18 protein-coding genes are annotated in these 23,169 nt (G+C 73.4%); 5 read left to right on the top strand and 13 right to left on the bottom strand.

The window, feature by feature from the left end; genetic code table 11:
- Positions 1-126: 126 nt before the first annotated feature.
- Positions 127-1,089 (bottom strand): non-homologous end-joining DNA ligase, encoded by a 963-nt coding sequence (gene ligD / locus JKV81_RS28930; protein ID WP_202078556.1) that lies wholly within the window; start codon positions 1,087-1,089, stop codon positions 127-129.
- Between the two features lie 177 nt (positions 1,090-1,266).
- Here ligD and JKV81_RS28925 point away from each other — a divergent pair, with 177 nt between their 5' ends.
- Positions 1,267-1,650 (top strand): hypothetical protein, encoded by a 384-nt coding sequence (locus tag JKV81_RS28925; RefSeq protein ID WP_129263456.1) that lies wholly within the window; start codon positions 1,267-1,269, stop codon positions 1,648-1,650.
- An 18-nt stretch (positions 1,651-1,668) separates the two neighbouring features.
- Here JKV81_RS28925 and JKV81_RS28920 read toward each other — a convergent pair whose 3' ends face one another.
- From JKV81_RS28920 to JKV81_RS28885, 8 genes are all read right to left on the bottom strand, one after another.
- The gene (locus JKV81_RS28920) at positions 1,669-2,187 is read right to left on the bottom strand and encodes a hypothetical protein (RefSeq protein WP_202078554.1); all 519 of its coding nucleotides are present in this window, start codon (positions 2,185-2,187) and stop codon (positions 1,669-1,671) included.
- Positions 2,188-2,338: 151 nt separating this feature from the next.
- On the bottom strand, positions 2,339-3,661 hold the full coding sequence (locus JKV81_RS28915) for an SGNH/GDSL hydrolase family protein (protein ID WP_202078561.1): 1,323 nt from the start codon (positions 3,659-3,661) through the stop codon (positions 2,339-2,341).
- Positions 3,662-3,870: 209 nt separating this feature from the next.
- Complete coding sequence (locus JKV81_RS28910) at positions 3,871-7,587, bottom strand: SAV_2336 N-terminal domain-related protein (protein ID WP_202078552.1); 3,717 nt, start codon at positions 7,585-7,587, stop codon at positions 3,871-3,873.
- 2 nt (positions 7,588-7,589) lie between these two features.
- Positions 7,590-8,579 (bottom strand): AAA family ATPase, encoded by a 990-nt coding sequence (locus tag JKV81_RS28905; protein ID WP_236058044.1) that lies wholly within the window; start codon positions 8,577-8,579, stop codon positions 7,590-7,592.
- A complete protein-coding gene (locus tag JKV81_RS28900; protein ID WP_164992683.1) occupies positions 8,576-10,720 on the bottom strand; it encodes a VMAP-C domain-containing protein in 2,145 nt (714 codons plus the stop codon). The genes JKV81_RS28905 and JKV81_RS28900 overlap by 4 nt, the downstream gene beginning before the upstream one ends.
- A gap of 58 nt (positions 10,721-10,778) precedes the next feature.
- Complete coding sequence (locus JKV81_RS28895) at positions 10,779-11,147, bottom strand: CU044_2847 family protein (protein WP_241748454.1); 369 nt, start codon at positions 11,145-11,147, stop codon at positions 10,779-10,781.
- A gap of 126 nt (positions 11,148-11,273) precedes the next feature.
- On the bottom strand, positions 11,274-12,965 hold the full coding sequence (locus tag JKV81_RS28890) for a cellulase family glycosylhydrolase (protein ID WP_307820618.1): 1,692 nt from the start codon (positions 12,963-12,965) through the stop codon (positions 11,274-11,276).
- A 208-nt stretch (positions 12,966-13,173) separates the two neighbouring features.
- On the bottom strand, positions 13,174-13,854 hold the full coding sequence (locus JKV81_RS28885; RefSeq protein WP_129263442.1) for a hypothetical protein: 681 nt from the start codon (positions 13,852-13,854) through the stop codon (positions 13,174-13,176).
- A 201-nt stretch (positions 13,855-14,055) separates the two neighbouring features.
- Here JKV81_RS28885 and aac(3) point away from each other — a divergent pair, with 201 nt between their 5' ends.
- A complete protein-coding gene (aac(3), locus tag JKV81_RS28880; protein ID WP_129263439.1) occupies positions 14,056-14,928 on the top strand; it encodes an aminoglycoside 3-N-acetyltransferase in 873 nt (290 codons plus the stop codon).
- Between the two features lie 55 nt (positions 14,929-14,983).
- Here aac(3) and JKV81_RS28875 read toward each other — a convergent pair whose 3' ends face one another.
- From JKV81_RS28875 to JKV81_RS28865, 3 genes are all read right to left on the bottom strand, one after another.
- Positions 14,984-15,661, bottom strand: a complete 678-nt coding sequence (locus JKV81_RS28875) for an FMN-dependent NADH-azoreductase (protein WP_124276265.1) — start codon at positions 15,659-15,661, stop codon at positions 14,984-14,986.
- 51 nt (positions 15,662-15,712) lie between these two features.
- Positions 15,713-16,579, bottom strand: a complete 867-nt coding sequence (locus tag JKV81_RS28870) for an AraC family transcriptional regulator (RefSeq protein WP_202078548.1) — start codon at positions 16,577-16,579, stop codon at positions 15,713-15,715.
- Between the two features lie 136 nt (positions 16,580-16,715).
- Positions 16,716-17,789: a MarR family transcriptional regulator gene (locus tag JKV81_RS28865; RefSeq protein ID WP_164992682.1), complete on the bottom strand. Its 1,074-nt coding sequence runs from the start codon at positions 17,787-17,789 to the stop codon at positions 16,716-16,718.
- A 414-nt stretch (positions 17,790-18,203) separates the two neighbouring features.
- On the opposite strand from JKV81_RS28865, the gene JKV81_RS28860 reads away from it, so the two are divergent.
- The gene (locus tag JKV81_RS28860; RefSeq protein WP_129263433.1) at positions 18,204-18,680 is read left to right on the top strand and encodes a hypothetical protein; all 477 of its coding nucleotides are present in this window, start codon (positions 18,204-18,206) and stop codon (positions 18,678-18,680) included.
- Positions 18,681-18,749: 69 nt separating this feature from the next.
- Here JKV81_RS28860 and JKV81_RS28855 read toward each other — a convergent pair whose 3' ends face one another.
- Positions 18,750-20,963, bottom strand: a complete 2,214-nt coding sequence (locus tag JKV81_RS28855) for a HelD family protein (protein ID WP_202078560.1) — start codon at positions 20,961-20,963, stop codon at positions 18,750-18,752.
- Between the two features lie 301 nt (positions 20,964-21,264).
- Between JKV81_RS28855 and JKV81_RS28850 the strand changes: the two genes are divergently transcribed.
- Entirely contained in the window at positions 21,265-22,353 is a 1,089-nt protein-coding gene (locus tag JKV81_RS28850) for an ABC transporter ATP-binding protein (protein WP_129263430.1), read from the top strand.
- Positions 22,350-23,162, top strand: coding sequence for an ABC transporter permease (locus tag JKV81_RS28845; RefSeq protein WP_129263427.1), 813 nt, complete (start codon positions 22,350-22,352; stop codon positions 23,160-23,162). The genes JKV81_RS28850 and JKV81_RS28845 overlap by 4 nt, the downstream gene beginning before the upstream one ends.
- Positions 23,163-23,169: the final 7 nt, after the last annotated feature.

Here is a 23,169-nt window from a genome sequence, read left to right as displayed (position 1 = left end):
CCGGGAGCCGGGAGCCGGGAGCCGGGAGCCGGGAGCCGGGCGTCCTGGGCCGCGCGTCGTGAGCCGGACCGTCTGCCTGAGCCGGACTGGGCCGCCTGCCTGAGCCGGCCCGCGTCCTGAGCACCGCTACCCCAGGTCGTCCGGCGCCAGGTCCGGACGCAGCCGGTGCCAGGAGGGGTGACGCAGCCGTCCCGCCTTGGTGCGCGTCGAGTACCGCACCTCGCCGACCAGCCGCGGCAGCACCCAGTGGGCGCCCGCGACCGGGGGCGTCTCGTCGAAGGGGCAGGTGTCGACCGCGGCGACGCCGAGCAGCTCGGCCAGCCGGGTCCGCTCGGCGTCGCTCCAGCCCGTACCGACGCTGCCCGCGTACCGCAGGCCGCCTCCCGGGTGCCGCTCGCCGACCAGCAGCGCCCCGGGGAGGCCGCCCAGCCGCCCGCGTCCGGGCACCCAGCCGCCGACGATCACGTCCACCGTGCGGGTGTGGCGGATCTTGATCCACGTACGGGCGCGGACCCCGGGCTCGTACACCGAGTTCAGCCTCTTCGCGATCAGGCCCTCCAGACCGGCCTCCCGCGTCATGGCCAGGGCCTCCTCGCCGTGGCCCACGACCACCGCGGGCGTCGACCAGCGTGGCCCGTTCAGCCCGAGCTCCTCCAGGGCGGCGCGGCGCTCGGCGTAGGGCAGCGTCACGAGGCTCCGGCTGCGCAGGAACAACGCGTCGAAGAGCACCAGGTGCGCCGGTGTCCGCTGCGCCATGCGGGCCGCCTTCCCGGGAGACCCGGAGAGCCCCATCCGTGACTGGAGCCGCTCGAAGTCGCTGCGCCCCTGCTCGTCCAGCGCGACGATCTCGCCGTCCAGCACCGCCGGTACGCCGTCGAGCGCGGTGCCGAGCCCCGCCAGGTCCGGATACGCCGGGGTGATGTCGGCCCCGGACCTGGCGAGTAGCTGGAGTGAGCCGTCCCCCGGCAGGTAGGCGAGGGCGCGCTGCCCGTCCTGCTTCACCTCGTACGCCCACTGCTCGTCGGTCGCGGGCGGCGGCAGGCGGCCGGGGGTGGCGAGCATGGGGGCGTACCGGGGCAGAGAGGCCATGGCAGCAGGCTCTCAGCAGTTACGCCTCCGGGCCCGCGGACACGGCCCGGTCCTCCTGGCCGGGCGCCCGGAAAGTAATCGGAGCTCTCCGGGCCTGAGCCGGGGCACCGGAAATGACGGGACACCCTGTGCGCGCGCCTGGCAGCATGGGCGGCATGACGACGAACCGAAAGGTCCATGCCGCGTAACCGGCCAGGGCACCGACGCCGCGCGCTTCTTCGCCGGCCGTCCGGCGCGAACACCGTCGTCGACGGCCTGTCCGCGCGCACACTCGCCGAGATCGCCCGCCTGGAGCTGAGCCGTAACTACCTCTCGCCCGGCGAGGTCAGCGCCGCCGTGCGGACCTGGAAGGCGCACATGCGGCAGCCGCTGCGCGTGCTGTGGCGCGAGGACGAACTGGGCGGCACCCACTGGGACTGCTGCGGCGATCCGCTGGAGGCGCGGGAGCTTCTCGGCACCGTGATGCGGGCTCTGTCGCCGCGCGCGGCCCGGGAGCTGCGACGGGTCGTCAGCAGGCTCGACGGGCGCGACGGACGCGACGGGATCGACGGGCACGGTTGAGGGGCGTGCGACCCGGGTTCACCGCTCCGCGGACGGTGTGGCGGTCGGCGTGGGGAGGGCCACCCGGGTGAGGCCCACGCACGTTCGGGCGGACGATTCCCGGGCGGTGACGCGAGCCCCGCCGCCGCGCTCCGGAGTGACGTCGAAGACGTAACACCCGTCCACGTATGTCGCGGAGGCGAGCAGGAAACCCGGGCCCGTGCCCGTGACGCCGACCGTGAGACGGACGGAATCCGCCTTCCGCTCGACGGCGAGCAGCCCCCTCGACGGGCCGCCCCGGGGGAATTCCGCGGCGAGCTCGGCGTCCGTCAGCCGGCCGTCCGCCGCCGCCCGGGCGAGCCGCTCCTTGTGCACGTCGGCAGCCGCACGCATGTCGGCGCGGGCCTTGTCCTCGTTACGGCCGGGCGCCGTGGCCGCCCAGATCCAGAAGGCCGTGACGAGCACCAGGCACACGCCGAGAACCCCGATGCAGCTCCTGAAGAGGCAGGTGCCGACCGCTCCCATGACCGCACGGCCCCCGTCCGGTGTCCTGTCCATGCGGCACAGCCTGTACGGAGGCGGGGGGCGTGGCCGGGCGAGAGGCCGATCCGTGACCGTACCGACCCGTGCCCGATACGGGCCCGCCGGGTGACCGTGTCATCCCGGCGGGCCCTGGACGGACGTCAGTTGAGGCTCACAGTCACCGCCGTCACCGGTAGCCGAAGCCCCGGGGCAGCGGGGCCTGGCGGAACAGCCGGGTGGGGACGGCGTCGGCCATCGCCCGGTAGCCGGAGGGGTTGAGGTGGAGGTGGTCGCCGGTGTCGAGCGCGGCCCGGAGCTGCCGGGGCGCCTGCGGGTCGCGGACGGTCCGGTCGAAGTCGATCACGCTGTCGAAGCGCCCGCTCGTACGGATCCAGGTGTTGACGGTCTGCCGGGCCTGCTCGCGGTGTCCGTCCGGATCGTCGTAGTCCGTGTTGCCGCCCATCGGGGTGAGGGTGGCCCCGTACACGCGGATGCCCTGGGTGTGGGCCCGGGTGATGATCTGCTCGTACGCGGCGATGACGTCGGCCGCGACCTGCTTCTGGGCGGCCGGGGTGGCCTCGGCCGTGCCGATGTCGTTGATGCCCTCGAAGACGAGCAGCCAGTCCACGCCGCTCTGCGCCAGGACGTCACGGTCGAGCCGGGCCAGGCCGTTGGGGCCCAGGCCGTCGTTCAGGAGCCGGTTCCCGCCGGCCGCCTGGTTGACGACGGCGGCCTTCGACGTGGCGGCCCCGGCCCGCAGCCGCTTCTGCAGCAGATCGGGCCAGCGGTCGTTCGCGTTGGTGGTGGAGCCCCGGCCGTCGGTGAGCGAGTCGCCGAGCACGACGGCCGCCGAGGTGGTGCTCCTGGACCAGACCTCGACGCCGCTGAGGAAGTACCAGTGGTCGGTGGGTGTCGCCCCGGGCAGGTCCGTGTCGGTCACATGGTCCCCGGACCGCAGGTAGGACGTCGTACGGGAGCCGGGGTGCGAGGTGATGGAGGTGGAGGCCTGGCCGGTCGCCAGGTACACCGTCGCCGTGAGGTCGGAGCCCGGCGCGAGCGGGAAGTCCAGCGGGTCGGAGACCGCCTGGGCGCCCACCGGGACCGACACCGAGGAGCGGCCCTGGAAGGTCACGGGCCGCGAAGTCCCCGCCTTCACCGCGCTGGCCCCGGCCCTGCCGTCGAGCGGCAGGGCCACGGACACCTTGGTGATCGGCAGTACGGCGCCACCGAAAGCATTCGAGAAGCGGAGCCGGATGTGCTCACCGCCCGCCGACACACGGACCGTCTGACGGAGGGTGGCGTCCGTCAGGACCGCGCCGTCCTCGGTGAAGGGCGCCGGTGGCATGTTGGCCGGCTCCGTCAGCTGCGGCATGGACGTCCAGGTGCCCACCCAGCGGGCGTTGCGCTCCCCGGGCGCCGGTGAGCTGCCCGGACCACGGCCGTCCCCGGCGCCGAGTGCGGGGGTGACGACGGCGGCGGTGAGCGCGGCGGCGGCGAACAGGCCGAGCATCGGTGATCTTCGGATCACGGTGGTGCTCCCTCTGGCTGGGTGGGGGGAAGCAGGGCGAACCCACGGACAGCGAGAGCGACTTGACCGGTGTCCGGGGATTCGAGCGGCAGGCTAGCCGCTCCGACAAATTTCGGTCAACGCTCCGAAACGTTCGAAAACTTTCGGTGCGGATAGGAGCTACTGCGGACCGCGCGGTGGAGGGCACGGATTCAGCTGAAGAGGTCCCGGGCGGCCCTTCTGAATGCCTCCTTCGTGAGGGGCCCGAGCGCGGAGTGGTCGACCAGGCCGTCGTCCCGCAGGGCCGCGTCGTGCGGGACGCGCACCACGTTCCGAACGAGGGGCCCCAACTGCCGCTCCGCTTCGTCGAGTCCGGCCAGGCCGGCGGCGGTCCCCGTGAGGTCGGACAGGACCAGGAGAGCGTCGGACACGAGCGAGGCGTGGCGGTGCCTGGCCAGCCAGTCCAGCTGGCCTGCGGTCCCGGACACCTGCTCCGGGTCGTCGGAGCAGGTGACCACGAGACGGTCGACCTCGCCGAAGGTGCCGCGCAGCGACGGCCCGGGCGGTGCGAAGCCGCCGGTGAAGTCGACCACGAGAGTGCCCATCCTGCGCATGCGGGCGAGGACGTCCCGGTGTTCACGCACCGGGGGCGGGGGCTGTCCGGCCGGAGCGTGCTGGTGGACGAAGTCCGCGCGGTTGGAGTCCTTGAGCGTCACCCAGACCCCGGTGGGCGAGAGCCGGAGATCGGCGGGGGAGAGCGTCGCGGACACCCGGTAGCCGGGGAGGCCGCGCCGGTACGCGGCGCCCTCGTCGGCCACCATGCGGTACCCGATCACGTGTGCCGCGGGGTCGAACGGCAGCATCAGCACAGGGGGCCGCCGGGACGCGGGGGTCTCAGCGGCGAGAGCGGAGGCGAGCTGCACGGCCACGGTCGACCGTCCGGAGCCTGTGCCCGCGCCGCACACAACGGCGAGACGGCCCGAGCGATCCGGCCTGTCGTCGAGCGGCCGGATGACGGTCTCCTCGCCCGGCTTGGTCCGGCGGCGCAGGACACGGCGCGAGACCTGCTCGGGGCGGCCCGGCAGGCGGAACCACTTCGTGAGCTGCCGGCCACGGCGGCCCGGCTCATGCGTCTCGTGCTGCCGGTCGCCCGCGGTGGCCTCCCCGCCCGGGACCGGGATCTCGGCGCCGGGCGGCAGCTGTGCCGGGAGCAGGATATGCGGATCCGGCGCCGCTCTGGAGGACAGGTCGACCCGGGCGTCGTCGATGACGGCCCTCGAACTCGCGGGGAGCCACCAGGAGAACGGCTGGAGGAACGCGTCCCGGGGGACACGGTCGCGGAAAGCGGCCAGCATGTCCTCCGCCGTCATCGCCCGGTGGTGCGTGGGGAGCGTCAGGAACGGGCGGAGGAGGGCGGCCAGGGACGGGTCGGAGATCTCCTCGGCGAGCTCGTGACCCACCTCGGGCGCGTCGTCGCCGTCGGTCAGCAGGGGCGCGAACCGCCGTGTGCCGGACGGGTGCCAGTCCGTACGGGCTCCGAGAAAGCCGAGCAGGGCGGCGAGCGCGCGTACGTCCCCGGCCGGGCGGCCGGTCGCGGGGGCGCCACCCGGGGCGGCGATCTCGGAGCGGTGCCAGCCGACGAGCAGCGGCCCGTCGAGCGTGAGCAGGACGCGGTCCGCCGACAGATGGCCGTGCACGACCCCCGCGTGGTGGCTGTGGTCGAGGGCCGAGGCGAGCCGCTGGCCGAGGACCAGGATCAGGTCAGTGCCGAAGCTCTCGTACACCCGCAGCGCCTGTGCGACTCCCCGCAGCGCCGGGGCTCCCTGCCCCAGCCGGTTGAGGGCGCCGGTGGTGGCGGCCCAGGGGGTACCGGCGCCGAAGTCGGCGTCGAGGAGCGACGGGAGGCAGGGGTGGTCGAACCGGGCGAGGGCGAGGGCCTCACGGCGGACTTCGGCCACGCTGCGGGGGTGCGTCGAGGCGGCCCGGATCACCGCTTGGTCCCCGCCCTTGGACCCGGAGAACAGCGACGGCCCGCCGGGCTGGTTGGCCTGCCCGGTGAGCCGGTATCCGCCGAGGGACCCGCCTTCCACGGCGGACCAGGTGGTGTTTGCCGCCGAGTAGCCCACGAGGGGGAACTGCGGGTAGATGCTCCCCGGCGGGCTGAGCCTGATCTCCCGGGGCAGCGTGGGCTGTTCGGTCCACTCCTGCGCCGACAGGCCGGTCAGTCCGAGCCGGTCCTGCAGCGCCGGGCTCAGCCAGGCGAAGGCGCTGCTGTCGTCGGGCAGCCGGCTCGTCCCGTCGGGCCGGTCCAGCCAGGCGGGAAAGTCCGGTGAACGGCCCACCAGTTCCGCGATGTGCTCGGACACCCGGCGGGTGGAGGCGAGGACCTCGGCGGTGGGGACTGCATCCAGAAGGATGTCCCGGGAGTGGGTGGTGAACGCGAAGACACGCTGCTGGGGAAGGACATCGGCGGCCGGGGGCCCGTGCTCGGCCTCCGCCGGGCGCAGCATCCCGCTCAGGAAGACCTCGGCCAGATGGGCCGTGGTGACCGGGCGCGGAAGAGAGTGGACGACGAGGCGCATCACCGGGATCGTCAGCGGTGAGACGGCCGCGAGATGGGCGGCCAGGCGGTAGGCCTCCGGCGACACGGCCCGGCGGAACCGCTGCACCTCCGCGTCGGGCCGGACGCGCCGGGGCGGCTGCTCCCCGCGCGCACGGGCCCGGCCCCCCGACGGGCGCTGCCGTTCCGCCGTGCCCGCGTCCCACAGGGTGAGCACGCCTCCGGAGCCGCCGGCCGCGATGACCCGGGCCCAGTCGGCGAACGACTGCGGTGACGGCGTCAGGACCGGGACGGGGACCGTGCCGAGCGAGGAGAGGGCCTCCGGCAGCACCGGATCCCGCACCCGCCACGTCGAGTTGGCGGCCCCGGGCCCCGGCGCCTGGACCGACCAGCGGCGTGTGGGCAGCCCGGAACCCCGCCACATGCGGGGCGGCAGTGTGTGGATCACCGCGGTGGGGCCGTGCGCCGCCCAGCGGGACAGCACGGCCCGCATGGAACCGGTACGCCACCCGGGCCCGGCCCCGTCGGAAATCACCAGCGTCATGGTCCGGCCCGACGGGTCGGTGAGCACCTCGGCGGACACCGTCGGCGCGTCCGGCACGAAGGGGCGGGAACTGAGTCGCGGCGCCCGCCCGGGCCTCAGCCGCAGTCCGTACGTACGGATCTGGCGGAAGGCTCCGAGGTGCGCGAGCAGCGAGTTGAGCTCCGAGCACAGCTGCTGCCACAGGAGCATCGAGACACCGTCGTCGACGACGACTGTGAGGTCCAGCCAGCGGTCACGGGCGGGGCGGGTCACCACGTCGAGCAGCCCGGAGTGCGCGATCCGCGCCGCGGTCTCCGCCTCGTCCAGCTCCTCGGCCGACGGGTGCGGGCGGTACTGCTTCAGTGGCCGCAGCGCCCGAGCCGTGCGTAACGGGAGGGCGAGCGCGTGCGGATGCGGGATGCGCACGGGCAGCGCGGCGCTCCGGTCCTCCACGGGCTCGGGCTCCGCCGGCCCGGGCTCCGGCTCCGGGACTCCGGGCCCGTCATCCCGGCCACAGTCCTCGATGACGCCCGTGTCGGCCACCTCCGCCTGGGGCGCTTCCGCCGCCGGGGCCACGGAGGCGTGCAGCCCGGCCCGCGCCGGCTCGTCCCTCGGGGCATCCGGCCGGCCGGTGCTCTGTTCCTCCTCCGGCCACGCGGTCACGGGAGGGACGCCGGGCTCCCGCGCCGCGTCCGGCGGGCGGGCGCCCCCGCCCAGGAGACCGGTGGCCACCGCCAGCGGCGCGTCGGCCGGCATCCGTTCCGCCAGCCACAGGCAGTCGACCAACTCCTCGGCGGTGACGTCGAATCCGACGTCACGCAACAGGGAGAGAAGACGGTCGGGCACGGCTACAGAGCACCCCCCAGCCGGTGCAGCACCGCTTCCAGGAGCCCCTCGGCGTCCAGATCGACCCCGCCGAGCCGCAGGAACGCCGCGTTCAGCAACTGGTCCGTGGCCAGCTCGCCCGGGGCCCGCCTGGCCAGGAACGCCCGTACCAGATCGTCCACCCGCGGTAGGGCGTCCGCACCCAGATGGGCGGCCACGATGGCGCGCAGCCGTTCCTCGTCGGGGTCGGGCAGGTCCAGCCGTAGACACCGCCGCAGGAAGGCGGGCGGGAACTCCCGCTCACCGTTGCTCGTGATGACCACGACAGGGAACTCCTGGCAGCGCACCACTCCCCGGTGGACGGTCACGGTGTCTCCGCCCCTCGAGCTGTGGACCTCGACGTCGTCCTCACCGGGAGGCAGCCGGGAGAGCTCGGGGATCTCGAACTCGCCCTCCTCGAACACCGTCAGCAGGTCGTTGGGCAGGTCGACATCCCCCTTGTCGAGCTCGTCCACGAGCAGCACGCGGGGGCGCCCGTCCGCCACCAGGGCCGTGCCGAGCGGGCCGAGCCGGATGAAGTAGCCGATGCCCGGGGCGTCGTCGTCAGCGTGCTGCCGGAGGTTCGTCTCGCGGAGCCTGCCCACCGCGTCGTACTGGTACAGCGCCTCGGCGAGCGTGGACCGGCTGTTGACCGGCCACCGCAGTACGGGGCCCAGCGAGAGCTCATGGGCCACGGCATGGGCGAGTGACGACTTGCCGGTGCCCGGATGACCGGTGACCAGCAGCGGCCTGCGCAGATGCAGGGCGGCGTTCACGATGTCCCGCTGCGTCGGTCCGATCAGGTACGGGCGCGGCGCCCTTGGAGCGGCGGCCTCGGACCCGGCCGTGTCCTGCCCTCCGAACCGCCGCCACGGCGGCGCGGGAGGCATTGTCACCTGGCGCGGCGGTCCCTCCCCGCGGAAGAGCCGCCAGCCGTCGGGGTTCTGCGGCATGAGGTGATCTGCTGCCGTCATGAGGTCGCGTCCTCCCAGGACGGGTCGCTCCAGTAGGGCTCGGGCGGAGTGCGGGAGGCGTCGTCCCACACCAGTACGGGGGCCACCGTGTCCTCGCCGGAGCCCCCCAGCGTCCGGGCGCGATGAGCACGGACACGCTCGGGCAGGCTCCGCGGGTGGCCGTTCAGCATGAGCGCGGTGAGCTGATCGATCCGCCGCGGCGAGTCGTTGCGGTCCCACAGCACGACGGGGATGCCGTGCGCCAGGCACACGACCTGGAGCCTGGGCCGGTGCTCCGGCGCACAGCCGACGGCCAGGCGGCCGGTCTTCTGGTCCTGGTGCAGGAGCTTGTACACGTGTTCCGGCTCGCTGTGCTCGGGCATGAGCCGGGCGAACCCACCGGAGGGGAAGCCTACCGACCGGGTCTCCCAGGCCCTGAGCCTCTTCAGCGACTGCGTACGCAGCTCCGGGCACCGCACCACCACGGCGTACTCCACACCCAGGACGGACGGAAAACCTCCGTCCGCGTCACCGTCGTCCCAGTGGTCCACCGGCAGGTCCAGGTCCTCCGGCTCGACCAGGAACTCGATCAGCGGGGAGCTGCGCACCCGCACCGCGGCAGGGACCTCGCGCAGGAGAATGTCCTGGACCAGCCGGGCCACCTCTTGGGGCACGCGCGGATCGTCGTCCGACCGCACCAGCCGCAGGGCGCCGTCCTGCCCGGTGCCGGGGTCGTACCAAACGGTGCAGCGGTGCCCGCCCGACTGGTCCCGGGCGAGCTGCACGGTCAGCCGCGGCTCCGCTGGTGTCGTACGGGACCGCCTGGCGCGGGCCCAGTCCTCCGCGTCAGTACGCCGGGACAGCAGCACCGACTCGTGCACGCCGGTCCGCTCCGCCACCGCCGCGACCCACTCGCGCAGCTCGCGCCGCTGCCCGGGGGCGGTGAGCGCGGCGACGTACTCCACTGCCGTCAGCAGGGCGGGCACCCGGTGCGGGGTGTCGGTGGAAGCACTGTCGCCCCAGTAGTTCTCCAGGGCGAGCACGAGACCGCGTACGGCGTCGTCCGGATCGCCCCGGAGCGCGTCGAGCGGCTCGTCCCAGAACGTGGTGTTGACCAGTGCGTCACGCGCCGCCTCCTCCAGCAGCCGGCCCGGCTCCCCGTCCAGCAGATCCAGCAGGGACGCCAGCTCCAGCGGTGTGAGGATCCCCGGCACCAGCGCGCCACGGCACAGCGACAGCAGTTTCAGCGCGGTCTCGCGCAGCCTGCCCGGCAGTTCGTCGGTGAGGACGGCCGCGGCGCGGGGCCGGGTCAGCACGAGGTCCACCAGCGCGGCCACCGAGGCGTCGGCCGCGGAGTCGCCCGGCAGCCCGAGGGCCGAGAGCACCCGGTGGGTGTGGCGCAGCCGCTGCTCCTCGTCCGGCAGGAGACTCAGGACGACCTTGTGGAGCTTGTGCCGTAGGACCGGGGCTACCTGCCTGGGCGGGAGCCGGCCGGTGTCGCCGGGTGCCGTGCCGGCCGTCATCTCCTGCGCGGCCAGGAACCGTTCGACGCTCTGCCACGGGGCGACGATGGCGCGGCGCTGGACGTTTTCGGCGCGGAAGGGGCCGTCCGGCGGGGACATCACCCCGAGGACGAGCCCGACGGCCGCCTGCTCCTTCTCGCACCACAGCGGCCCTCCGCTGTAGCCGGGGCCGATCGCGGCACCGCGCGGCGCACCGTCGACGAAGCCGTGGTCCTGGTGCACCGCACCGACGTTGCTGTCGGCGTAGGTGAACGACGCGCCGTCGCCGTACCACGCACGGACCTCCTGGCCACGGTCCATGTACTGCCAGGGCGCCGGTGCCACGGGGTCCCCGGGCTCCTCCGCCAGCTCCAGTACGGCCAGGTCGCCGCCCCAGAGGGGCTCGCCGAGCTGTACAGGGATGTCGGGCGCCCCCGCGCGGTGTGCGGGCTTCCACGCGACGAGCCGTGCCGGGAGGGCGGGTCCCTCGGGCAGGCACGGGAAGCCGACCTGCAGGGAAGCGTTCTCCGGGGCGGGGCGGGTGAACATGGCCCGGCCCAGCGCCTCGTTGACCACGTGCGCGCATGTCAGCAGCCGCCGCCCGCCCACGTAGACGCCGCTGCCCACGACGCGTGCGGTGCCGGGGCTCAGGACCGACACCAGGGACAGCCGAGAGGCGTCCTTGCCGGACGTGCCACGATGCCCCCGTCCGAGCATCTCAGCCGTCCGTGGTGGCTTGCTGTCCCAGGTGCCAGTTGGCGGTGACGGTCAGCGTCGCCTCGCCCGCCACGCCCACGACCCCCAGCTTGAGGTCGTGCCCGACGCGCACTCCGAAACTGACCGAGATTTCGTCGGGCGGATCGGGGACGGCGGCTGCGGTGTCACGGACCTGCTGCAGGAGCGGGACCAGGGGAGCCAGCACGCCTCGCAACGCGGTTCCAGCCACCGCACCCAGCCGCGACCCGCGGGCCACCGGCACGGACGTGCCGAAGCCTGGCGCCGATCCCTCGGCCGGGGTGGCCGCCGGGAACACCTGGAGGGCCAGCGATGAACCGTCGTCGAACTCGAACTCCATGAAGTCTGACACGGAGTAATCCTCTCCCAATGGCCGCGCGCTTAGGCGTGATTGGGAAAGATGATCCGCGCGCGACGGACACCGGGACCGGCCGCCGGGGAACGAGGCCCCCGCCGGCCGGTCCAACGTGCGCGCGGGTCAGGCCGTCGTGCAGGTGCTGCCGCTGAGCGTGAAGGCCGACGGGGCCGTGTTGGTGGCTCCGCTGGTGCCGGTGAAGCCGACCGTGACCGAGCCGTTGGCGGCGATCGCGGCGGTGTATCCGGCGGGGGCGACGCTGACGGTGGCGCCGCTCTGGGTGGGGGTGCCGCCCCACATGTTGGAGACGGTCTGGCCGTCGGCGAAGGTGAAGCCGAGGTTCCAGCCGTTGATGGCGCCGGTGCCCGTGTTACGGATGGTGATCTCGCCCTGGAAGCCGCCGGGCCAGGCGCCGGTCACCCGGTACGCCACGGAGCAGCCGACCCCCGGTGTCGGGCCGTTGTCGTCGGTGGTGACGCTCACCGTGGCGGAGCGGGCCGAGCGGTTGCCGGCCGCGTCGCGGGCATAGACGGCGAACGCGTAGGCCGTGCCCGCGCCGAGCCCGGTCACGGTGACGCTGTTCGTCGTGGTGGAGGCGGCCGTGGTCTCGGTGCCGCCGCTGACCCGGACGACGTCGTACCCGCTGATGGCAACGTTGTCGGTCGCCGCGGGCCAGGTCAGTGTGGCGGAGGTGGCCGTCACCGCGGAGGCGGTCGGGGTGCCGGGAGCCGTCGGGGCCTCCGTGTCCTCCGGGCCGGTGCTGCCGTCGAAGACGGTGGCCTCCCGGGAGGTCTGGGCGATGCCGTTCGCTCCGTGGAAGATGCGCTCGCCCCAGGAGCTCAGCCGGCTCGGGTCGAAGTCGATGGCCAGGTCGAGGATCGGGTCGGTGTTGCCGCTCCAGGACCATGCCAGGTAGCCGAGGCCGAGCTGCTCGGCGGCGGCCATCATGGTGTCCTCGTCCGGGTCCCCGTACTGGTCGGCGGGACCGCCGAACTCACCGATGAGCAGCGGAAGTCCGGCGTCGACGAAGGCGTTCAGATAGTCGGTGACCGCCTGGGCCGTGCTGTAGACGCTGTACATGTGGATCGAGAAGATCAGGTTGCCCGTGGTGTCGGCGTCGTACACGGCCTGGGCGTTGGCGCGCATGACGCCCTGCCAGTCCTGGCCCCAGTTGGGCGCGTCCACCATGATCGTGTGGGCGAATCCGGCGCCGCGCAGCTTCTGTACGGCGGCCGTCGTGGGGGCGGTCCAGCCCTCGGGGTCGGTGTTGCCCCAGGGCTCGTTGCCGATGTTGATGATGACGTAGTCCTCCTGGCCCGCGAGGACGTCCTTGAGCCCGATCCAGTAGTCGGCCGCGTGGTCGAGGGTGCCCGCCGCCGTGTCCTCGCCGTAACCGGTGGTGTCGTGCACCTCCAGGACGCAGATCAGCCGGTTCGCCTTGCAGTCCTCGACGATGCCCGCGACCTCGTCGGGGCCGTTCTTCGTCCAGCGGTGGCCGTCGGAGAGGACGACGCGGACGGTGTTCGCGCCGAAGGCCTTGATGTCGGCCAGCGACTGCGTCTCGCCCGGGTACCAGGTGTGCGCGTGGTTGACGCCGCGCATCACGAAGTCGTTGCCGTTGCCCTCCAGCAGGCGGCCGTCGCTGATGTGCAGTCCGGTGGCCTCGGCCCGCGCGGGCGCCGCCTGCGCGGCCGCGGGGCCGAGCGTGCCCAGCAGGACGACGCCGAGAAGGGCGGCCAGGCCCTTCAGCAGGGCGGCGCTTCTCGCGAGGGCGGTCGCGGGGCTCTTCCGTGCCGTGTTCGTTGCTGATCTCACTGCGACTCCAGAAAGTGGGTGCCGGGTGACGCAAACATCGGATGGCTTATGGGAGCGCTCCCATGAAGGCATCTCGGCAGGGGCACGTCAAGACATCGCACACACTTGGGCGCCCTCGCTCGGCACCCGCCCGCCCGACCGGGCCGGGCCCCGCGCACGTACGCACGCACGTACGCACGGGGGCCCGGCCGTCCCGCCTCGCGTCAGGTCAGGCCTTGCTCGTGCAGATCGCGTCGTACGGCCGGCCCGGGCTCGGGAAGAGCTCGATGGGGTTGTCCGCGGCCGCCGGGCACTCCTCGGCGGTCTTGGTCAGGGCGAGGACCTTGTTCCCGCCGGTCGCGCAGGCCACTTCCTTCGCCTCGTCGCTCACGCAGTCGCCCACCACGAGCTGACCGCCGCCCGCACCCGCGTCCCCGGGGTGGTCGTCGGAGAGGTTACGGCCGCAGATCGTCTTGCTGGGCAGGCCGCCGCCGGAGCTCCCGCCGAAGGACACCTTCACCGAGATGATCTCGTCGGTGCCGGCCGGACACTCGACGGCACCGGCGAAGATCTCGCCGTCCTTGACCTCCAGCGCCTTGATCGTCGCCTTCGGGTCGTCGCAGTCGAGGGGCTGGAAGCCGTCCTTCGACTCGCTCGTGTCGGGCCCGGCGCAGTCGCCGACCTTCCAGTCCTTGGCCGCGTGACTGCCGCCCTTCGACGAACCGCTGCGCCCCTTCGACGACCCGCTCCCGTCCGACGGACCGCAGGCCGCGGCGCCCCCGACCACGAGCGTGAGCACCAGGACGCCCTTCGCGCAGTCCCGGAGAACCGTGCGCGCGCTGCGCGTCGACAGGGAGCCGGAGCTCCTCGGGCGGCTGTTCCGGGGTCGCGTACTGCCGTGGGCGGTCATCCTGCTCCTTGGATACGTGGGGTGTCCCGCACGGCACGGACCGTGCCCCGCGCGGTAGTTCGGCCGTGAGGACGGCTGAAATACGCCATGCGGTTCCCGCAGGGATTTCGGCACTTCCGCCCGCCGCCCGATGCCCGTACGGTCCGAACTCCCTTCCCTTTCGCCGGTCGCCACCGCCCCGGGGCCGATACCGTCGCCGGCATGGACGAATCACCCCCGGACCCGACCGCCGCCCTGCTCGCGCGCGCCGACGGCCCCGTCACCCGCCGCCGGATCGGGCGCGACCTGGCCGCGCTCGGGCTCGCCGAGGGCGACACCGTCATGTTCCACACGCGGATGTCCGCCATCGGTTACGTGGCCGGCGGCCCCCCGGCCGTCATCGGCGCCCTGCGCGACGTCGTGGGGGAGCGGGGGACGCTGGTGGTGAGCTGCGGCTGGCACGACGCCCTGCCGTACGGGTTCACCGGCTGGCCGCAGCTCTGGCAGGACGCCGTGCGCGCCGAACACCCCGTGTACGAACCGGAGTCGAGCGAGGCCGACCACGATCACGGCCGGCTCCCCGAGGTGTTGCGCCGGTGGCCGGGTGCCGTCCGCAGCCGGCATCCCGACGTGAGCCTCGCCGCGCTCGGGGCGGGAGCCGCCGAGCTGATGGCCGACCACCCGTGGGACGACCCGCACGGCCCCGGCAGCCCGCTGGCCCGGCTGGTGGAGGTGGGCGGCCGGGTGCTGATGCTGGGCGCGCCCCTGGAGACGCTCACGCTCCTGCACCATGCGGAGGCGCTCGCGGACGCGCCCGGGAAGCGGTTCGTGGAGTACGAGCAGCCGCTGCTGGAGGGCGGGCGCCGGGTCTGGCGCCGCTTCCGTGACATCGACTCCTCGGGCGGGGCCTTCGACTACTCCGCGGTCACGCCGAGCGGCCAGGACCCGTTCGAGACGATCGTCCGGGACATGCTGGCCGCCGGGATCGGGCGCCGGGGCACGGTCGGCGCCGCCGACAGCCACCTGTTCGAAGCGGCCGAGGTCGTGGACTTCGGCCTCGCGTGGATCCGGGAGAAGGTGGGCGGCGGCCGGTAGGGGTCACGGCTCGGCCCCGGCCCGGCGTCGTACGCGGCGTACCCCGTGCGGCCGGTCAGAGTTCCGGGGCGGGCACCGGCGCCGTCGGCCCCGACCCCGCCCGCCTGCCGAGTTCACGCACCAGCCGTAGCGCGTCCGCGTACTCCCGTTCGCCACGGGCGACCTGTCCCGCGAGCGAGGGGGCACCGGACGCCAGGGTGAGGCCGGTGGCGACCACGGTGACGGCCATCCCCATCTCCTCTCCCAGGATCAGCTCCAGGACGGGAGTCGCGTGGTCACGCCCCTCGTTCACGGTGCCCTTGTCGTAGTCGCCGCCCCGGCTGGTGACCAGCACCGCCGGCCGTCCGGCCAGCGGGGCGCCCGACAGCGCCGACGGTGCCGTCAGCCCCGGTACGTGGATGTGGTCGAGCCAGGCTTTGAGGCTGGAGGGCAGCGAGTAGTTGTACAGCGGTACGCCGACGAGGAGCACGTCCGCACCCAGGAGTTCCGCGACGAGTCGCTGCTGGAGTTCCTCGGCCGCCGGGTCGGGAATCGCCCCCGGCGGGCGCAGCCCTGGGGCCCAGTGCAGGCTCGCATCGGGCAGGTGGGGCAGGGGTGCGGCGTGCAGATCGCGGTGGACCACCACGTTGTCCGGCCCGGCTTCGGAGAAGGCGGACGCGAAGGCCGCGGTGAGGGCCCGCGACCGTGACGTCACGCGGTCGGCCGAGGAATCCAGGTGGAGCAGCGTCGGCATGGCGTCATCCTGCCACCCCGCCCCCGACGGGCCGACCGCGCGGAACGGCCGTCAGGCGGTGGACCGTTCCACGGGGATCCACAGCTCCGCGTCCGCCTGGGTCCCGTCCTCGGAGAGCCGTACGCCCAGGATCTCGGGGCCCGGCCTGCTGGCGTACGGATTCGACGGGAACCACTGCGTGAACACGTCCCGCCAGAGGTACTGGAGGGCCTCCGGGAACTGGCCGGAGTGCTCGAACACGGCCCAGAGCCCGGCCGGGACGGCCAGGGCGTCCAGGTCCTCGGGGACCTCGGCTCCCGTCACCACCCCGTGGTAGTAGTCGAGTTCGGTGCCTTCGGCCCGGCTCGGGTCGAGCTGGTCGCTGACTCCGACGATCCCCGCGGGCTCCTGGTCGGCCAGCGCCGCGATGCGCTGGAGTGTGTCCGGGGCGATGCTCCGGATGAAGTCGGCGATGGCCGGGTTGGCCCCTTCATGGACGAGCGGTACGCGGGCCTTCCTGCCGACCACCTGGAAGGCGTCCTTGTCCACGATCCTGTAGCGCATGCTGCTGTTCCCTTCGATGACGAGGCGGAAGGACATCCGGGGCTGGGAGTGCAGCGCGGCACCTGTGTGCCGGGCCTCGCCCGGGCCCACGCCGTGCATGGCGCGGAACGCCCGCGCGAAGGCCTCGCCCGAGCCGTAGCCGTAGCGTGTCGCGATGTCCAGCAGGGTCCGGTCACCGGCGAGCACCTCGGCGCCCGCCACGGTCAGCCGTCTGCGCCGGACGTACTCCGACAGCGGCAGGCCCGCCAGCGCGGAGAACATCCGCCGGAAGTGGTACTCCGACGTCATCGCGAGGCGCGCGAGAGCGCCCACGTCGACGGGCTGGTCGAGCTGGGACTCGATGTGCTCCATGGCCTGGTTCAGCCGGTCCAGCATCCCGGTCTCCTTCCCTTGTGCTTCCTCACGTTAGGAAGGGCCCACCCTGCCGGACCCGACATCCTGTGCCCGATGCGGTGGGGTGCGGCAGCCCCGGCGGCCGCCGTGGGTGTACGCCATGACGCGGGCCCGGGCCTCAAGGGGACTTGAGCAGGTCCCTGAGTCCGGCGGCGAGCGTACGGACGTCCTGCTCGCCGGGCCGGTCCGGCGGGGTCACGGGCGCGGTGTCCTGTCCGGGCGCGCGGCAGGGGCGGCACAGGCCGTCGGGCAGGGCTTCGGGGCGGCCCGGGGTGCCGCACCTGGTGCACTCCAGCATCACGCGGTGTACGGGCGCGTCCGGTGCGGGCGGCGTCGGTGCGGCCGGTGCGTGCGGGGGGATCTTGTCGGTGAGGCGGCGGCGGACCAGGCCCACGGGGGAGGACACCCGCTCGGGGAGCCCGGCGACGAGGGCCTGCGTGAGGTAGTCGGTGTCCACGCCACGCGCGAGCCACTCGGCGGCCCGGGCCTCCAGGGCCGCGCAGTCGGCGGCGGACAGGGCCAGCCGGGAGTCGATGCGGCCGAGCCGCGCGAGGGCGAGGTAGGCGGGGGAGGGGGCGTCGGGGGCAGGGGTGACCGGGGTGCGTTGCTGGGGCAGGGTGGGCGCGGTGGGCGCAGTGGGTGCGGCCTGGGAGCCCGCCAGGGCGGGCGGCGCGGGCTCGGGGGCCGGCGTGGCCACCAGGGCGGGCGGCACGGGCTGGAGGGCGGCCGGAGCGGGAGGTGCGGGCGCCGCGAGAGGCACCGGAGGCGCAGGCGCGGCGGCCGGGGCGGAGGTGAGGGAGGCCTCGGTGGCGGCCCACCACTCGTTGTCCCGGGCCGTACGCGACCAGAACGTCCGGAAGACCCAGCGGACTTGGCCCGGCTCGCCGACCAGGCACCGTACGCGGCGCAGATATCCGGCGGTGGACAGCGCCTTGAGGGCCGAGCCCACGGCCTGCTGGCCGTAGAGCGGGAGTTGCTTGGCGAGGCTCTTGACGTCCATCGCCGCGCCGTCCGGCAGCTGCTCGATGAACCCGGCGATCTGCCGTTCGCGCGCCGGGAGCAGGGTGAAGTCCGCTGCGGTGCGCGGGTGTTGATCGGGCATGGTCCGCTTGCCGTAACCGGGGGAGGCCATCGGGTACGGGCGGGAGGGTGCGGGCGTGCGAGGGGCGGAGCTAATGTGCTGGGTAGCCATGAGATCGGGATTCCTAAGGTGTCGATCTTGGGTGAGACCCCGGCCTGGTGCGCCAACACCGCGTCGGGGTCGTTCAGTTCTCGCACCGTAGGCAGCCGCGACGCTCCGCCGCAAGTCGGTCACGATTAGTCATACTTGCTGGCTGTGCGGGGGTCGTTGCGGGGTTTGACGGGTCAGGGAGGTCGGGGAGGTTTTCCCCAACCCCTTCTTTCCCCACCGGTGAAAGGCGTCGCTCGGATCTTGGCCCTCGGATCCCGGCTCTCGCATCCCGACGCCCGGATCCCGAAGCTCAAGTGCCGGGCAGAAGCGCCGATTCCGTCCCTCGGGCGGGTGAAACTCCCCCTTCCGGCGCTCGGACCCCGGCACCCGGGCTCCGAGCGCCGGGACCGACCCCCGCACTGAAGTTCGGCCCGTGTGCAACTGCCCGGACGTGGGACGGCCACCGAGGAGGCGGCTCTCCGGGCCGCCCGGCGCTACGAGGCACTGGGGCCCGACGGACCCGCCGCCGACCGCACCGTCCTGCTGCTCCTGACGGCCACGGCGGCCACGTCCCTGCACCTGTCGTCCGGCATTGCCCAGGAGATCCTGGGCATCCTCCGTGCCGCCGCCACCACGCTGACCGCCGACGGCTTCGACGGCGGCGCGTGCGCCCACCCGGACGGCCATGCGCGCCGGGGCGAGCGCACCCAGGACCTCATGGCTCGCGTTGCACGCCTCTACGAGCCCGACGCGGACGCCGAAGCCGAAGCCGTGGCCGCGGGCCAGGAGTTCGGGTCCGAGGTGCTGGCCTGCCCGGCCCATCTGAGGGACGTCGTGGCGAAGGGCGTCGCGGACCTGGAGGAGCAGTGCGCGGAGGAGCCGGACCTGCTGGAGCAACTCCTGGCCGAGTGAGGCGAGCCGCGACGGCACCCGCGCCCCCAGACCCGCGCCCCCCCAGACCCGCGCCCCCGGACCCGCGCGTCAGCGCAGCGACTCGGGCAGCTCCTCCCGGTGCACGATGCCCAGGCGCTGCGTGGCGCGGGTCAGCGCCACGTACAGGTCGCTCGTCCCGAACCTCCCGGGCTCCACGACCAGCACATGGTCGAATTCGAGCCCCTTCGCCTCGCGCGGCCCCAGCAGCACCACGGGCCGGGTGAGGTCGGGTTCGGCGCCCGGTGTGATCCCGTCGAGCGGGGCCGCGATCTCCTCGTGCAGCGCACGCGGCGCGATCACCGCGAGGCGGCCCTCCTCGGGGGTCAGCTCCTCCACCGCCCGCGCCACCGCGCCCGCGAGGTCCGCGCCGGCGTCCCGGGTCCACGGGTTCTCGCCGGTGGACCGCACCGAACCGGGCGGCTCGAACGACGGGTCCTCGGCCCGTACGACCCTGGCCGCCAGCTCCATGATCTCGGCGGGCGTACGGTAGTTGACGCCCAGCCGTACGTGCTCGAAGCGGTCGCCGACGTACGGCTCCAGGATCTTCTCCCAGGAGCCGATGCCCGCCTCCTCGGACGTCTGCGCCGGGTCGCCGACCAGGGTCAGCGAGCGGGTCGGCGACCGGCGCATCAGCAGCCGCCAGGCCATCGGCGACAGCTCCTGCGCCTCGTCCACGATGATGTGGCCGAACGCCCAGGTCCGGTCGGCGGCGGCCCGCTCGGCGGCGCTGCGGTGGTCGGCCTCCTCCTGGCGCTCCGCCATCCGCTCGGCGTCGATGATGTCGTGGGCGGCCAGGACCTCCGAGTCCTCCTCGTCCTCGAACTCGTACGTCTCCGAGCCCCGGGACAGATCCAGGACGCCCTGCGCGTACGCGACCCGTTCCTGTCGCTCCGCCTCGGCGGCGGCCCGCTCGGCGCTGTCGTCGGAGCCGAGCAGCTCGGCCGACTCGTCGAGGAGCGGGACGTCGGCCGGTGTCCACTCCCGGTCGCCCGGGGCGCGCCGGATGGCCTCGGCGTCCTCGTCCGGTACGTACACCGGCTCGGCGAGGTAGTCGGCGAGGAAGTCCTCGGGGGTGAGCAGCGGCCACAGCTCACCGACGGCGGCGTGCACCTCCTCGCTCGCGGCGACGCTCTTGCCGAGCTGGGCGACGTCGTCCGGGCCCAGGAAGTTCGGCCCGCCGTACGGGTCGGCGCCGATGCGTTCGGTGAGCTGCCGGGTGAGGGCGTCGATGACGTGGAAGCTGAAGTAGGGGCGGGCGAGGTTGTGCGGCAGCCGGGTCTCGCGGGCCGCCTGCCGGGCCTCGTAGGCGATCTCCCAGTCCAGGACCAGGTCGCCGTCGTCGTGCGGGATGACCAGGGGCGCGCCAGGCTCGGGCAGCGCCTGCCGGTCGCGTACGGCGAGGGCGAGCGCCTCCGCCATGCCCGCGCCGCCCTTCACGGCCGCCGCGCGGGGGGTGTCGGTGCCCCGGGCGTGGACGCCCGGGAACAGCTCGGCCTGCGTGGCCAGCATGACGCCGGTCTCGCCGAGCGCGGGCAGCACCTCGCCGATGTAGCGCAGGAAGGCCGGGTTGGGGCCCACGACCAGGACCGCGCGCTTGGCCAGCAGCTCCCGGTGCTCGTACAGCAGGAACGCGGCCCGGTGCAGCGCGACCGCCGTCTTTCCGGTGCCGGGCCCGCCCTCGACGACGAGGACCCCACGGTGCGGGGCGCGGATGATGCGGTCCTGCTCGGCCTGGATGGTCCGCACGATGTCGCCCATGCGGCCGGTGCGGGCGGAGCTCAGCGCGGCGAGCAGCACGGCGTCGCCGCTCGGGTCCTCGAAGCCGGTGCGCTCGTCGTCCCCCAGGTCGAGGATCTCGTCGTGCAGCTCGGTCACCGTGCGGCCCTCGGTGGTGAGGTGTCTGCGTCGGCGCAGCCCCATCGGCGTATGCCCGGTGGCGAGATAGAAGGGGCGGGCGACCGGTGCCCGCCAGTCGATCAGAAGGGGCGTGTGCTCGGTGTCGTCCTCACGAATTCCGATACGGCCGATATGGTGCGCGACGCCGTTACGGAGATCGATTCGGCCGAAGCACAGCGAACCGTCCACCGCATTCAGGGCGGCCAGCAGCCCGGAACGCTCCGAGACGAGCACATCGCGTTCGAGCCGGGCCTGCAGGTTGTTCCCCACCGGGGTCAGGGCGTCCTCGACGCGCTGTGCGGTGACCCCGCGCAGCGCGTCGACACGGTCGTAGAGCCGGTCGATGAATTCCTGTTCCTTCTGCAATTCGACGTTTTCGCGAGTTGACAAAATCGCTCCCTGCCGGATATGGTGTTTCTAGTGGCCCCGGTGAGGGGCCTTTTCTGTGGGCACACAGAACCACTCAATATACGTGAGGAAATCCCCGTTCCGCAATTCCGGAACGGGGATTTTCCGTGCTCGGGCCCGCCGCGCCGGACGCAGGCCCGACGCCCGGCACGAGTGGTGCGGCCGTGCGGTCTGTCACCTGTGGACATGACAGCCGTCATACGGAGCTGATGACACACCGCACTGCCCCCGGCCCCGTATCGCCGGGAGTGTGGAGGACATGAACGCAGTCATCGAAACCATCGGACTGAAGCGAAGCTATCGGGGCTTCGAGGCCGTACGCGGGATCGACTTCACGGTCGCCCGGGGCGAGCTCTTCGCCCTGCTGGGGACCAACGGCGCCGGCAAGACCTCCACGCTGGAGCTCCTGGAAGGCCAGGACGTCCCCACCGGCGGGAGCGTGCGGGTGCTGGGCCACGACCCGTTCCACGACCGGGGGAAGGTCCGCCACCGCATCGGGGTGATGCTCCAGGAGGGCGGCTTCCCGCCGGAGCTGACGGTCCTGGAGACCGTACGGATGTGGGCGGGCTGCACGACCGGCGCCCGGCCCGTCGACGAGGCGCTCGAACTGACCAGCCTGTCCGGCCGGCGCGCCGTCCGCGTCAAGCAGCTCTCCGGCGGCGAACGCCGCCGCCTCGACCTCGCACTGGCCCTGCTCGGACGGCCCGAGGTGCTGTTCCTCGACGAGCCGACGACCGGCCTGGACGCCCAGTCCCGCCGCGACACCTGGGACCTGATCCGCGAGCTGAAGGCCCAGGGCACGACCGTGCTGCTCACCACGCACTACCTGGAGGAGGCCGAACAGCTCGCCGACCGGCTGGCGATCATGCACCAGGGGCTGATCGCCACCACCGGACGGGTCGCCGACGTGGTGGCCGAGCGGCCCTCCCGGATCAGCTTCGAGCTGCCCCGGGACCGCTTCCTCGGTGAGCTGCCACCGCTCGCGGCGATGGGCGTGACCCGGCACTCCGACGAGGGAGGGACCGTACGGCTGGAGACCCGGGACCTCCAGCGCACGGCCACCGAGCTGCTCAGCTGGGCCCACCACGCGGGCGTCACGCTGCACGCACTCGACGCGCGGTCGGCGTCGCTGGAAGAGGCGTTCATGGAGATCGCCAAGGGCTTCGAGGACTTCGGGAACCCGGGCAACCACGGGGACCCCGGCGACCCCGGGCGCCACGGGACCACCAAGAGCACCGGCAGCCCCGGCAACCACGGGACCACCAGGAGCCCCGGCAACCACGGGACCATCAGGACCACCGCGAACACCAGGACCACCGCGAGCACCGGGAACGGGGAGACACGATGACGACGACCGCGAGCGTGACACGACCGGGGACGACCGCGCCCGCGCGCAGCGGGGCCACGGCCCGGCTGGCCGCCCTCGGCCGCGCGGAGCTGACGCTCCTGCTGCGCAGCAGGGCCGCGCTGGTCACCGCACTCCTCGTGCCGGCCGTCACGGCCTTCTCGATGCGGGGCATGGTGAAGGGCCTGGACCTGGGCGGCACCGGCCTGTCGATCGCCACCGTCCTGCTGCCCGGTTCGCTGGGTCTGGCGCTGTTCTTCTCCGTCTACTCGAATCTGGTCGGCGTGTACGTGACCCGCCGGGAGAGCCTCGTGCTCAAGCGGCTGCGTACGGGCGAGGTGCGCGACTGGGAGATCTTCGCGGGCGGAGCGCTCCCGGCTCTGATGCTGGCGCTGGTGCAGTGTGTCCTGCTGATCGTCGGCCTGACGGTGGTCCTGGACGCACCCGCCCCCGCGGCGCCCCACCTGGTGGTCCTCGGTCTGCTGGTGGGTGTGGCGATGCTCGTCGCCGCGGGCGCGCTGACGGCCGCGGTCACCCGGACGGCAGAGAGCGCGCAGCTGACCTTCCTGCCGTTCTGGCTGCTGAGCATGGTCGGCTCCGGGATGTTCGTACCGCGTGGGGTACTGCCGGGCGTGGCGGGCGACATCAGCGCCTGGCTGCCCTTCTCACCGGTGATGGATCTCCTCCAGGGCGGCTGGACGGGCGGCCTCGGCGGCCTGGACCAGATCCGCCTGCTGCTCGCCGCCCTGGCCTGGACAGGTGTGGCGGCCCTCGGAGTGCGGCAGTGGTTCCGTTGGGGCCCGCGCAGTTGACAGAACG

The organism is Streptomyces silvae (genome assembly GCF_016745505.1).
GTDB classification, from domain to species: Bacteria; Actinomycetota; Actinomycetes; order Streptomycetales; family Streptomycetaceae; genus Streptomyces; species Streptomyces silvae.
The sequence above is the reverse complement of the archived record's forward strand: the minus strand, read 5'-3'. Positions and strand labels throughout refer to the sequence as shown.

Bases quoted from the DNA above. Each gene is read 5' to 3' on its own strand.
- JKV81_RS28925 (WP_129263456.1), top strand. From the start codon at position 1,267: ATGCCGCGTAACCGGCCAGGGCACCGACGCCGCGCGCTTCTTCGCCGG.
- JKV81_RS28875 (WP_124276265.1), bottom strand. From the start codon at position 15,661: ATGCCGACGCTGCTCCACCTGGATTCCTCGGCCGACCGCGTGACGTCA.
- JKV81_RS28905 (WP_236058044.1), bottom strand. From the start codon at position 8,579: ATGACGGCAGCAGATCACCTCATGCCGCAGAACCCCGACGGCTGGCGG.
- JKV81_RS28885 (WP_129263442.1), bottom strand. From the start codon at position 13,854: ATGACCGCCCACGGCAGTACGCGACCCCGGAACAGCCGCCCGAGGAGC.
- JKV81_RS28920 (WP_202078554.1), bottom strand. From the start codon at position 2,187: ATGGACAGGACACCGGACGGGGGCCGTGCGGTCATGGGAGCGGTCGGC.
- JKV81_RS28870 (WP_202078548.1), bottom strand. From the start codon at position 16,579: ATGCTGGACCGGCTGAACCAGGCCATGGAGCACATCGAGTCCCAGCTC.
- JKV81_RS28865 (WP_164992682.1), bottom strand. From the start codon at position 17,789: ATGGCTACCCAGCACATTAGCTCCGCCCCTCGCACGCCCGCACCCTCC.
- JKV81_RS28915 (WP_202078561.1), bottom strand. From the start codon at position 3,661: ATGCTCGGCCTGTTCGCCGCCGCCGCGCTCACCGCCGCCGTCGTCACC.
- ligD (WP_202078556.1), bottom strand. From the start codon at position 1,089: ATGGCCTCTCTGCCCCGGTACGCCCCCATGCTCGCCACCCCCGGCCGC.
- JKV81_RS28845 (WP_129263427.1), top strand. From the start codon at position 22,350: ATGACGACGACCGCGAGCGTGACACGACCGGGGACGACCGCGCCCGCG.
- JKV81_RS28850 (WP_129263430.1), top strand. From the start codon at position 21,265: ATGAACGCAGTCATCGAAACCATCGGACTGAAGCGAAGCTATCGGGGC.